The organism is Longimicrobium sp. (assembly GCF_048594345.1).
In the GTDB taxonomy this organism is placed as follows: Bacteria; Gemmatimonadota; Gemmatimonadetes; order Longimicrobiales; family Longimicrobiaceae; genus Longimicrobium.
The window spans coordinates 1-11,216 of sequence record NZ_JBMDXM010000129.1 but is presented as its reverse complement, the minus strand read 5'-3'; the positions used below and the strand labels follow the sequence as shown (position 1 = coordinate 11,216).

The 11,216-nt window shown below is 69.1% G+C and carries 10 protein-coding genes; 1 reads left to right on the top strand and 9 read right to left on the bottom strand.

All coding sequences use genetic code 11. The features are described from left to right. Positions 1-1,001 precede the first annotated feature (1,001 nt). Positions 1,002-1,562: a 3D domain-containing protein gene (locus ACOJUJ_RS14520; protein ID WP_420127613.1), complete on the bottom strand. Its 561-nt coding sequence runs from the start codon at positions 1,560-1,562 to the stop codon at positions 1,002-1,004. A gap of 115 nt (positions 1,563-1,677) precedes the next feature. Beyond that, positions 1,678-2,946, bottom strand: a complete 1,269-nt coding sequence (locus ACOJUJ_RS14515; RefSeq protein WP_420127612.1) for an AI-2E family transporter — start codon at positions 2,944-2,946, stop codon at positions 1,678-1,680. 152 nt (positions 2,947-3,098) lie between these two features. On the opposite strand from ACOJUJ_RS14515, the gene ACOJUJ_RS14510 reads away from it, so the two are divergent. Further along, positions 3,099-3,311 (top strand): hypothetical protein, encoded by a 213-nt coding sequence (locus ACOJUJ_RS14510; protein ID WP_420127611.1) that lies wholly within the window; start codon positions 3,099-3,101, stop codon positions 3,309-3,311. A gap of 476 nt (positions 3,312-3,787) precedes the next feature. On the opposite strand, the gene ACOJUJ_RS14505 is transcribed toward ACOJUJ_RS14510, so the two are convergent. The 7 genes from ACOJUJ_RS14505 to hemQ form a co-directional block, all read right to left on the bottom strand. After that, on the bottom strand, positions 3,788-4,318 hold the full coding sequence (locus ACOJUJ_RS14505; RefSeq protein ID WP_420127610.1) for an NUDIX hydrolase: 531 nt from the start codon (positions 4,316-4,318) through the stop codon (positions 3,788-3,790). Next, positions 4,311-5,291 carry an aspartate-semialdehyde dehydrogenase gene (locus ACOJUJ_RS14500; protein ID WP_420127609.1) on the bottom strand — a complete coding sequence of 327 codons (981 nt, stop codon included), beginning with the start codon at positions 5,289-5,291 and terminating at the stop codon, positions 4,311-4,313. Before ACOJUJ_RS14500 ends, ACOJUJ_RS14505 begins: the two co-directional genes overlap by 8 nt. Before the next feature lie 3 nt (positions 5,292-5,294). Next, positions 5,295-6,584 carry an aspartate kinase gene (locus ACOJUJ_RS14495; RefSeq protein WP_420127608.1) on the bottom strand — a complete coding sequence of 430 codons (1,290 nt, stop codon included), beginning with the start codon at positions 6,582-6,584 and terminating at the stop codon, positions 5,295-5,297. Positions 6,585-7,219: 635 nt separating this feature from the next. After that, positions 7,220-8,317 (bottom strand): MlaD family protein, encoded by a 1,098-nt coding sequence (locus ACOJUJ_RS14490; protein ID WP_420127607.1) that lies wholly within the window; start codon positions 8,315-8,317, stop codon positions 7,220-7,222. Then, positions 8,314-9,174: an ABC transporter ATP-binding protein gene (locus tag ACOJUJ_RS14485; protein ID WP_420127606.1), complete on the bottom strand. Its 861-nt coding sequence runs from the start codon at positions 9,172-9,174 to the stop codon at positions 8,314-8,316. Before ACOJUJ_RS14485 ends, ACOJUJ_RS14490 begins: the two co-directional genes overlap by 4 nt. Continuing rightward, positions 9,171-9,953, bottom strand: a complete 783-nt coding sequence (locus ACOJUJ_RS14480; RefSeq protein ID WP_420127605.1) for an MlaE family ABC transporter permease — start codon at positions 9,951-9,953, stop codon at positions 9,171-9,173. The genes ACOJUJ_RS14485 and ACOJUJ_RS14480 overlap by 4 nt, the downstream gene beginning before the upstream one ends. A 152-nt stretch (positions 9,954-10,105) precedes the next feature. Next, the gene (hemQ, locus tag ACOJUJ_RS14475; protein ID WP_420127604.1) at positions 10,106-10,927 is read right to left on the bottom strand and encodes a hydrogen peroxide-dependent heme synthase; all 822 of its coding nucleotides are present in this window, start codon (positions 10,925-10,927) and stop codon (positions 10,106-10,108) included. Positions 10,928-11,216: the final 289 nt, after the last annotated feature.

The following is an 11,216-nucleotide window of genomic DNA, read 5'->3' as shown; positions in this document are numbered from 1 at the left end:
GACGCTGGCGTACAACCTGAGGCGGGTTTTGAGCCTGCTTGGGGTGGAGTGTCTCCTGGAAGCACTCAGGACGGGCAAGATGCCCGTCCCGCAGCCCGTGTGAGCCCTTTCGGCGCGTTTTTCCGGGCTTTGAGGAGCCCCCTACGGCCTCTGAGGCGCCCTCAACGGCTCATCGGCTGAAAATCGCGCCTTCCTCGCGCGCGCGAGGCGCGGCGGCCGTCGTTAGAGACTCAGAATGGAGTTTTGAAACGGCCTCTCCCTCAGGATGACAGTGTGCTTCGGGGGGAAAACTGAGGTCTCAACACCAGGCGCCGCTCCGCAATCTGCTGATACACAATGCTTTGGCGCCGACCGAAGGACCTTGCCCGCAGAACCCGGAGCCTTGAACGGCTCCCGGAGGCTGGGTCTCGCGCGACCCGACAAAGATCCTTCAGTCGCGCGCAAACTCACGTGGCCAAGATGGTTCGGTCGTGCGCTCCCTCCGGATGACAGTGTGCTTCTGGGGGAAAACTGAGGTCTCGACACGAGGCGCCGCTCCGCAATCTGCTGATACACAATGCTTTGGCGCCGGACCGAAGGACCTTGCCCGCGGAACCAGGAGCCTTGAACGGCTCCCGGGCGCTGGGTCTCGCGCGACCCGACAAAGATCCTTCGTTCGCGCGCAAACTCATGTGGCCAAGATGGTTCGGTCGTGCGCTCGCCCTCAGGATGACAGTGTGCTTCGGGGGGAAAACTGAGGTTTCAACACGAGGCGCCGCTCCGCAATCTGCTGATACACAATGCTTTGGCTCCGACCGAATGACCTTGGCCGCGGAACCAGGAGCCTTGAACGGCTCCCGGGGGCTGGGTCTCGCGCGACCCGACAAAGATCCTTCGGTCGCGCGCAAGCTCTTGTGGTTGCGTACGTTGCGGGTGTGCGCTCCCTCAGGATGACAGTGTGCTCAGCACACGCTCAGTCTCAGGATGGCACCGCTCAGTTCGCGCGGGCTGGCAACACCCTCTCAGGCGCGGCCGATGTCGAGCACCTCGGCCACGACGGAGCGGGTGCCCCAGTCACTGGCTTCGCGGCAGCTGTCGAACCACAGGTCGATCTTGTTGCCGCGGACGGCGCCGCCGGTGTCCATGATCACAAAGATGCCGATCAATCGCCCGTCCGGGTGCGAGACGCGCACGACGGAGCCCAGCGGCAGCACGCTGGGATCACCCGCCGCCATTCCGTCTCGCACGCGGACGCCCGTGCGCATGTTGCCGCGCAGGCAGTACGCGGTGGAGCGCATCTGCAGCACGCGCTGCACGGGAAAGACGCCGCGGCTTGCGACGGTGGATGAGGTGGCCGCGGGCTCCGCGTTCTCCGACGCGCCGGTGCCATCGGGCGCGGGCGGCACGTCCGCGATGCGCAGGGTGTCGGCCGGCGGGGTGGTGGGGGTGCCCAGCAGCCGGGGACGGCGCTGCGCCTCGGCGTCGGCGGGGGCGAGCGCCGCCAGCAGCAGGGGGAGAAGGAGCGCCCACAGCGGCGCGGCCCAACGGTACTTCCCGCGATCCGGCATGATCCTGCGGGTCATGTCTGACCTCCCGGAAGGGTTTCGTCGCGCCGCTCCACGGGGAGTGGGTGGCGTCACCTGCTCGTCATCATCGTCATCTCACTTCCGCACTCACGCACTCACGCACTTCGTCGCATCAATCCAGCGCCACCAGCGGCCGCTCGCCACGGAACAGGGTGGAGGCGCGGTAGCGGTTGAGGGCGTAGCCCAGCAGCAGCTTTACCAGCACGGCCAGCGGCACGGCGATCAGCAGCCCCACAAATCCGAAAAAGTATCCCGTCACGGCCAGCGCCAGCAGCACCCAGACGGGGTGCAGCCCCACGGCCTCGCCCACCACGCGCGGGCCGATGACGGACGAATCCAGCACCTGCACCACGGCGAACACGGCGGCGATCTTGACCAGCGCGATGAGCGGGCTGGCGGAGAACAGCGCGATGATCAGCGCCGGGATCAGGCTGGCGACCAGCCCCATGTAGGGGATGATGTTGAACACGCCGGCCACGGCGCCCAGCAGCAGCGCGTAGGGAAATCCCGCGATCAGGAACCCCAGCCAGGTGAGCACGCCCACGATGGCGGCCGCCAGCACCTGCCCGCGCAGGTAGCGCGCGAGCAGCCGGTCGTACTCTGACGCAAAACCCACCACGCGGTCACGGTACGGCGCCGGCACCAGGTCCCGCAGCCGCGCCTGGATGGCCGACCAGTCGCGCAGCAGGTAGAAGGTGATGATGGGGGTAAGGAAGACGTAGCTCAGCAGGCTTAGCACGGCGCCCAGCCCCTTGCCCACGCCCAGCAGCCCCGTCCACGCGCCCTGCATGATGGCCGCCTGCCGCTGCTGCATCCACGCCATCACCGCCTCAGGCTGGATGGAGCGCAGCCGGTCCACCAGCGCCTGCTCGTCAAGCCAGGGCAGGTCGCGCGACTGCAGCTGCGCCTGCCACGTCTCCAGCCGCGTCGTGGCCGTCTGCAGAAACGCCGGCGTGCCGCGGATGAACTCGGCGATCTGCGCGCTGAGGGCGGGAATGCCCACGAACAGCGCCAGGCCGATGATGGCGATGGCCGGCAGCGCCAGCAGCACCGTGGCGACCAGCCGCGACAGGCCGCGCCGCTCCAGCCGCGCGACCAGGGGGTGCTGGATGTACGCCAGCACCAGCGCCAGGACGAACGGCGCCAGCAGGAACCCGGTCGTATCCAGCACCCAGATAAAGGTCAGCAGCGCGGAAGTGCTCACCAGCATCAGGTGAAAGCGCGTGCCGGAATACGGCTGCACCAGAAACAGCAGGAGCAGAAACAGGATGAACGGATTGAGGATGCTGCGGATGCTGAACAGGAACAGCCCCAGCACGCCCAGGACAAAAACGGCGTGCCAGGTACGCCAGTTGAACGGATCGGGCGCCTTTTCGATCATGGAATCCGGGTATGGATCAAGGAAGTGGAGGGTGCGCACAGAGTAGCGCGGCACCCGTCCACAGGCCAGAGCGGCGATGCGCGCGTGGTGGCCCGCATCGTGCACAAGCATCACGCAAACAAGCACTTAGCCAACGAACAGGAGGCGTGCCGATGTTAGGTCTGATCACGATGCTGAGCCCCCGTCGCCGGAGCATGAAGGGGATGGCGATGGCGGGTGCCGCGACCTGGGCGATGAACCGCATGGCGCGCCGCAGCACGCGGGGCTCGCGGATGATGGGGACGGTGGGCTGGGCGCTGCCGCTGGGGATGATGGCGTACGACCAGTACCGCAACCGCCGCGCCGGACGCGGCACCCTGCCGTAGCCGGTCGCGCTCCCAGGAGCGCTACGAGGCCGCCCCGGATCGCCGGGGCGGCCTCGCGCGTTATACGGCCGGATCATCTCCCGACGAGGTGAAGCGAATCGCTGCGCCGATAGGATGGGATGCGGTGCGATCCGCCACCAGGAGCGAATGATGCCCGTTGAGAATCTGAACCGGCAACGTGCCGTCCACCTGCAGGAGCGAATCAATTCGCCGCTACAACTGCACAAAGTCCACCTTCGTGCCACCTTCGTGGACTCGGCGGCCCGACCGTGTGCGGCGTTCCACGCACCTGCGCGTCCGCAACCGGGGATCGAAAGGCGTTGCGGCGCTTCGACGGAAGTTCGATCCCGCGCCCGACCCCATCACCGTCATGCAGGTGAAGCCCCGCCTGGCGAGCTTTGCGAGCGTTGGGCGGGGCTTATGGCATTTCGAGCCGCGGCTTTAGCCGCCCACCGGCCCGTGGCCGCCCACGCGAGTTACGACGACGACCCCTGCCGCAACGCCAAGCGCGCCGCCTCTTCCGCCGCGTCTTCTTCCGCGGCACGGCGGAGGGCGGCTTCCAGCTGTTCGGCGGCGCGCTTCAGGACCTCGCGGGCGTTGTCGTAGCTGATGGAGCTGATGGCCTCGTCCAGCGGCAGCCAGATGCACTCCGTGATCCCCTCCTCCCGCTGTGGGCAGGTGTCGCCCTCGGGGGATTCGATCAGGTAGAAGTGGCAGTACTTGTGGATAAGCTTGCCGCGAAAGCGGAAGAACCAGTCGATGGTCTGCAGCCGCGGCCCCAGGCGCAGGCAGTTGAGCCCCGTCTCTTCCTCCACCTCGCGAAGCGCGGCGTCGGCGGCGGTCTCGGTCTGCTCCACGTGGCCCTTGGGAAAGCCCCAGTGGTGGTACGCGTCGCGGATGAGCAGCACGTGTGCGCGGCCGTCGCGCCAGCGGTAAATCACCCCGCCGGCGCTGGTCTCGATCACCGCCCGTGTACGGGCGCCGCCGCCGCGCCGCCGTCTAGGCACCCGAGAGCTCCTCCACGATCTGCACGGCGTTGGTCGCCGCGCCTTTGCGCAGGTTGTCCGAGACGACCCACAGGTGCAGCGTGCGCGGCAGGAACAGGTCCTGGCGAATGCGCCCCACGAACACCTCGTCGCGCCCGGCCGTCTCCAGCGGGGTGGGGTAGCGGCTGGCCCCGTCCTCCACGATCACGCCGGGGAACGCCGCCAGCGCCGCGCGGGCGTCATCCACCGAAAGATCCCGTTCCGTCTCCACCATCACCTGCACCGAGTGGCCCACTTCCACCGGCACGCGCACGCACGTCGCCGCGACGGGCAGGTCGGGGAGGCCGAGGATCTTGCGCGTCTCGTTGATCATCTTGCGCTCCTCGCCCGTCCACCCCTCCGCGTCGAAGTCACCGATCTGCGGGATGACGTTGCCGCTGATCTGCCGCGCGAACGGCGAATCCTCCGGCCGGTTGCCCAGCAGCTCGTCGCGCAGGGCGCTGCGCCCCGTCTCGCCCGCGCCGCTGACGGACTGGTAGGTGGTCGCCACCACGCGCGCCAGGCCCGCCGCCCGCCGCACCGCCTCCAGCGCGACCACCATCTGGATGGTGGAGCAGTTGGGGTTGGCGATGATCCCCTTTGGCCGCTCGCGCGCGGCGTCGCCGTTCACCTCGGGGACGACGAGGGGGACCTGCGGGTCCATCCGCCACGCGGACGAGTTGTCGACCACGATGGCGCCCTCGCCCGCGGCGATGGGCGCCCACTCCTTGCTGCGGTCGCCGCCGGCGGAGAAGAGCGCGAAATCCACCCCGCGAAACGCGCCCGGCTCCGCCACGGAGCACGCCCAGTCGCGCCCGCCCCAGTGGACGGAACGGCCTTTGGAGCGAGGCGAGGCCAGCAGCGTCAGGCGGTCGACGGGGAGCTTGCGCTCCGCCAGCACCTGCAGCATGGTGCGTCCCACGGCGCCGGTGGCGCCCAGCAGTGCGATGTGCATCGGTCAGCCCACCCCCGCGGTGGCCGGGGCTTCCGCCGCCTGGCCCAGTGTAAAGCCGTCGTGCAGCGCACGCAGCGCGTCATCTTCCTTGTGCGTGGGGACCAGGAGGGTGATGGAGATGGAGGAGGTGGAGACGCCCTCGACGTCGACACCCGCGTCCATCAGCACCCGATACGCCTGCGCGTACACGCCGGGGCGCCCGCTCATCCCGCGCCCCACAAGGGCGATGCGGGACAGGCCGGTGTGCTCCTCCATCCGCCCGCCGCCGCCCAGCCGCGCCGCCGTTTCCGTCGCGATCTCTCTCGCGCGCGGCAGGTCGTCCTCGCGCACGGTCAGCTGCAGCAGGATGGCGTCGTCGGCGTCCGGCGCCTCCGTTACCATGTCCACGCTCACCCCCGCGTCGGCCAGGGCGACAAGGAGCTCGGTCGGCGTGCGCATGCCGCGCGGCAGGCCGTGGACGATGAGCTTGGCGTAGCCGCGCGAGGGCGCGAGGCCGGTTACCACCTGGTCTTCGCGTACCATCGGATTTTCGGTGATCAGGGTGCCGCGCGTGGGATCGTCCTCCAGCGGCCCTTCCACAAAGGACGACAGCACGCGGATGTCCAGCGCCGGCTCGCGCGCGCCCAGGTCCACGGCGCGGGCGTGCATCACCTGCGCGCCGGACTGCGCCAGCTCCACCATCTCGTCGTGCGAGATCCGGGGGATGATGCGGGCGTCCGACACGCGGCGCGGATCGCAGGTAAAGATGCCGTCCACGTCGGTGTAGATCTCGCAGCGGTCGGCCCCCAGCGCGCGGGCCAGCGCGACGGCCGTGGTGTCGGATCCGCCGCGGCCCAGCGTGGTGATCTCGCGAGCCGTGCTCACGCCCTGAAAGCCGGCGACGATGGCCACGCAGCCCGCTTCCACCGTCTCGCGCACGCGGTCGGCGCGCACGTCGACGATGCGGGCGGAGGTGTGCGACTGGTCGGTGATGATGGCGGCCTGGCTGCCGGTGAGCGAGCGCGCCTCCACGCCTTCGCGGCAGATGGCCATGGCCAGCAGCGCCATGGAGATGCGCTCGCCTGCGGTAAGCAGCATGTCCATCTCGCGCGCGTGCTCCGCGCCGGGGTCCTTTGCCCCGGTGACAGCCTGCGCCAGCTCGATCAGCTCGTCGGTGCTGTGCCCCATGGCGCTGACGACCACCACCACGCTGTCGCCGCGGCGGCGCGCCCGCGCCACGCGCGCGGCCACCACGCGGATGCGCTCCGGCGTGCCAACCGAGGTGCCGCCGTACTTCTGGACCAGCAGGGCCATACAGCAGGGAATAGGGAACAGGGAATAGGGAATAGCCAGCAACTGCAACAAACCGACGGCGTGTAGCAGGGTTCGTGCTCGCGGGGCGGTTTTGGCGCTCACCGTGCCGGAGCGGTCATCCCGCGCCCGACGAGCATCCGGCCGCGTCCCGGCGCGCCCGACGGATCCAGCCTCGGCGACGGACATCGAACTGGCGTCCGACGCGGTGCCCCTCCCCCGGCCCCTCCCCGTTCGTTCCTCACGGAGAGGGGAGACGTTACCGCGGTATCACGGCTCGACGAACGAGATCGAACTGCGTCCGACAGGGCCCCCTCTCCCCCGGCCCCTCTCCCCCGCTGCGCGGGAGAAAGGGGAGAACTTCGATCCCGCGGCGACAAGCCTTCTGCCGTTCTCCCTCCCCCACGCAGTTTGTGGGGGAGGGCCGGGGAGGGGGGCGGCCCACCATCTCGCACCACCGCTCTCCGAAGCGAACCCATCCCTCCCTAACAACAACCTCCCCCGGCAGTTTCGGGGGAGGTAGGCGAGTGGTGCTCGCCCAGAGGGGGCCTGCGCCAGAGCCAGCCGAAGCGCACTCCAGGCATACCGACAAATCAGTTACACCCGTACTCCCGTACTCCCGCACTCCCGCACTTCCCTCAGAACACCTGCAGCTCGCCGATGTACTTGGCCGGGTTGGCCTGGATGTCGGCCATCAGGCGCTGCATGGTGGTCACCAGGCGCTGGAACTCCTCGTACAGCGCCGGGTCGCTCATCAGGCGGCCGACGGTGCCCTGCTGCGAGGACAGCTGCGTGAGCAGGGTGTTGAAGTTGGTCATCGCCAGCCGCGCCTGCGTCACCGTGGGCCCCAGCTCCGCCAGCCCCGGCTGCGCGCCGGCGATGGTGGTGTTCAGCGTTTCCGCCGTGCGGCCAAAGGCGCCCATCGTCGAATCCGCGCGGGCGACCAGGCCGGGGACGCCGCTGGCGGCGCCGCGCAGCTCGGTGGTGAGCGCGTTCAGGTTTTCGGTGGCGCTGCGTGCGTTGGCGATGATCTGCTGCACGTCGCCGCCCTGCAGGCTTCCCCGCAGCTCGTTCATGGTGGTCTGGGCCGACGCGGTGGCCAGGCGGATGTTCTCGGTCGAAGCCAGGACGTTGCGGCCCACCTGCCCGTACGTCTGCGTCTGCGCGTCGATGAAGCCGCTCAGCTGGTCGCTCACCTCGCCCACGTTCTCGATGGTGTTGCGGATCTCCAGCGCCGTCTCGGGGGTGAACGCGATCTGGATGCGCGCCGACAGCGTTTCGATGTCGGACGCGATGCGCGCGGCCACCGCGGTGAGCTCCGAGATGTCGGGGAGCGTGGCGCCGGGAAGGATGTTGCGGCGCGGCGCGGTGGTAAACGACAGGTCCGGAAACTCGGCCTGGGAGACGATCTGCGCCTGCCAGTCGCCAAACAGCGAGGCGCTGCCCAGCAGCACGCCCACGTCGCCGCGCAGCTCCACGTCGGGGCGGATGGACATGGTCACGTACACGCCGGTGCCGCCGGGCGAAAGCTCGATGGCCGCCACGCGCCCCACGTTCACGCCGCGGTAGGTGACGGGGTTGCCTTCCGTGAGCTGGCCCACGGCGGTAAAGCTGGCCTGGACCGTCTTGTACTGCTCGCCAAAGGAGCGGCCGCTGAGCCACACCGCGCCCATCAGGGCGGTGATGATGCCCAGGATGACCACCAGCCCCACGAGCGCTTCGTTCTTGAGTCTCATGCATCCCTCCGGTGCGGGGCGCGCCCCGCGTGGTGTCCGTCCGTCTGCTGTTCCGCGTCCCGCGGGCCGCGCGCGGACGAAGGCGCGTTTGCGTCCGCCGCCGCCCTGGCCTCCGCCTCCTCGATCATCTCCGGCCGCCCCTCGACAAAGCCGCGGACGATGCGGTTTTCCGTGCGCTTGATCTCGTCGGGCGTGCCCACCTCTACCACGCGCCCCTCGAACAGCATGGCGATGCGGTCGCTGATGGCGTAGGCGCTCTTCATGTCGTGGGTAATCACCAGGCTGGTGACGCCCAGGTCTTCCTTCATCCGGATGATCAGCCGGTCGATGACCTCCGTGGTCACCGGGTCCAGGCCGCTGGTCGGCTCGTCGTACAGCAGGTACTTGGGGCGATACGCGATGGCCCGCGCCAGGCCCGCGCGCTTGCGCTGGCCGCCGGACAGCTCCGCCGGCAGCCGCTTTTCAAAGCCGTCCAGCCCCACGCGCCCCAGCGATTCGGCGATGCGGCTCTGGATCTCCTTCTCCGACATCCCGCCCTTTTGCCGCAGCCCCATGGCCACGTTGTCGCCGATCGTCATGGAGTCGAACAGGGCGGCGAACTGAAAGACGTAGCCCATGTCCAGCCGCATCTTGTACAGGTCGTTGCGGCTGAGTTTGGGCACCTCCTTGCCGTCGACCACCACGGTGCCGCGGTCGGGCATCAGCAGCCCGGCGATGTGCTTGAGCGTGACGGACTTGCCCGCGCCGGAAAAGCCGACCAGCGACACCGTCTCGCCCTCTTCCACATCCAGGTCCAGCCCGCGCAGGATCTGCTTGGGCCCGAACGACTTGTGGACACCGGAAAGCTGGATGCTCACTGTTGCAGCAGCGTTGCGGCCCAGAAGGCGTCCAGCACCAGGATCAGCACGCTGGCGATCACCACGGCCCGGGTGGTGGCCACGCCCACGCCCTCGGCGCCGCCCTGGGTGTTGAAGCCCTGGTAGCAGCCCACGATGGTGATGACGAAGCCGAACGAGCAGGACTTGAGCACCGAGTAGGTGATGTCGAACGGGTCGTAGAACAGGCGCAGGCCGCGGATGAACTGCGACGTGCTCATCTCCAGCATCTGCAGCGCCGTGGCCCATCCGCAGATGATGCCGATGACGTTGGCGAAGACGACGATCACCGGCACCATGAGCGTCCCCGCGATCACGCGCGGGACGACCAGGTACGACACCGGGTTGTACGCCATGGTTTCCAGCGCGTCGATCTGCTCGGAAACGCGCATGGTCCCCAGCTCCGCCGCGATGTTGGCGCCGATGCGGCCGCTGAGCGCCAGGCCGGTAAGCACGGGGCCCAGCTCCAGGATCATCGTCTTGCCCACCAGCGCGCCCACGAAGTACATGGGAATGGCGCCCGTGAACGTGTACGACGCCTGCAGCGCCAGCACGATGCCGGTGAACGCGGAAAGGAAGAGCGCGATGGGGAGCGAGTTCACCCCCAGCTTGCGCATCTGCATGACCGTAAGGCCGGGCCAGGTGCGCAGGTCCGCGAGCGCGCGCCCGCTTTCGCCCACGAAGCCGCTGAACCGGCCAAAGTCGGACAGCAGCCGCAGCACGGCGGCGCCGACGATTGTAAGGGGAAGCGTCCAGTTCATGCGGGGAATGTAGGGGCTCGCGGCGGGGTTAGGCCAGAACTCCCGCGCCGGGGCGGCGTCGCGTCATTCGCGGGCCGCGTCCGGCGGATGCAAAAAGGCCCGGGCCCGATGTGCCGGGCCCGGGCCCGCTCGGGCGTCCGGAGGTCCTGCGATCAGGCGCCGGCCCCCTGCGCGCCAAGCAGTGCCGGCCAGTCACCGGGCGCAAAACGGATGCCGGTGAAAAATCTCCCGAATTCGCCGTACAGCGCGCTGGCCTCGTCGTAGCGCATCTCGGTGACGATGCGCTTGAACTCCAGCGGGTCGCGGGCGAACAGCGTGACCCCCCACTCCCAGTCGTCCAGCCCCACGGAGCCGGTGATCACCTGGAAGATGCGCCCCGCGAAGGTGCGCCCCGTCATCCCGTGCTCGCGCATCAGGCGGCTGCGCTCGTCCACCGGCAGCGCGTACCAGTTGTTCTGCTCGCCGCGGCGCTTGCTCATGGGATAGAACGAGACGTAGCGCATCCCGTCCGGCACCTGCGGATACAGCCGCGACCGGATGTGGTCCGAGCCGGTCTCGGCCTGCTGCGCGGCGTCGATGGCGGCGCGGAACGCCGGCGTGCCGGGCTTCGACTCTTTCGCCGCCTCCGCGGTCGCGTGGTACAGGCCGGCTTCGGTCACGGACAGGTAGTCGTATTCCAGCCGCAGCAGCTCGCCCAGGGCGGTGTCGCGCAGGCGGAGCGCCACGTCGGCCAGCTCGTCCAGCGTGGGGCGAAAGTGCACGAACATCCAGTCCCCGCCGCCACCGACCAGCCGGAACGCCGCGCTCCAGCCGCCGTTGGGCCCCTGCGCGATCTGGTTGAACAGCGCGCACGCCGCCTCGCCCACGTCCATGCGGTGCGCGGCGTCGCGGGCGCGCAGGGCGGGCCAGTCGGTGGAGAACACCTGGTGAAGCGCGTACCACCCCTCGAGGGTGGCGGGTGCGATCTGCGACATGCTCGATGACGACTGCGGTGCGGTGGAGCCAGGCTGAATCTGGGACGAGTAACGGTTGGCCGTCAGAAGGTCCGACGAAATCACGGTAAACCGTTACATGCGAAGATACCGGGCGGCGGGGCGCGGCGCGAGAGGGAGGGAGCCGACGGGTTCAAGGTTCGTCGAAGGGCATCGAACTGGCGGCCGACGGGGTGGCCCGCCCCCGGCCCCACCCCGGTCGGTTCGCACGGGGGGGGGATAGCGGTTACCGCCTGCGCCCGGTGCGTGGCCGCAACCTCCCCCACCCCGT

What these genes read in the sequence shown, in the direction of transcription:
- ACOJUJ_RS14520 (WP_420127613.1), bottom strand. Translation starts at nt 1,562, where the DNA reads ATGACCCGCAGGATCATGCCGGATCGCGGGAAGTACCGTTGGGCCGCG.
- ACOJUJ_RS14515 (WP_420127612.1), bottom strand. Translation starts at nt 2,946, where the DNA reads ATGATCGAAAAGGCGCCCGATCCGTTCAACTGGCGTACCTGGCACGCC.
- ACOJUJ_RS14510 (WP_420127611.1), top strand. Translation starts at nt 3,099, where the DNA reads ATGTTAGGTCTGATCACGATGCTGAGCCCCCGTCGCCGGAGCATGAAG.
- ACOJUJ_RS14500 (WP_420127609.1), bottom strand. Translation starts at nt 5,291, where the DNA reads ATGCACATCGCACTGCTGGGCGCCACCGGCGCCGTGGGACGCACCATG.
- ACOJUJ_RS14495 (WP_420127608.1), bottom strand. Translation starts at nt 6,584, where the DNA reads ATGGCCCTGCTGGTCCAGAAGTACGGCGGCACCTCGGTTGGCACGCCG.
- ACOJUJ_RS14490 (WP_420127607.1), bottom strand. Translation starts at nt 8,317, where the DNA reads ATGAGACTCAAGAACGAAGCGCTCGTGGGGCTGGTGGTCATCCTGGGC.
- ACOJUJ_RS14480 (WP_420127605.1), bottom strand. Translation starts at nt 9,953, where the DNA reads ATGAACTGGACGCTTCCCCTTACAATCGTCGGCGCCGCCGTGCTGCGG.
- hemQ (WP_420127604.1), bottom strand. Translation starts at nt 10,927, where the DNA reads ATGTCGCAGATCGCACCCGCCACCCTCGAGGGGTGGTACGCGCTTCAC.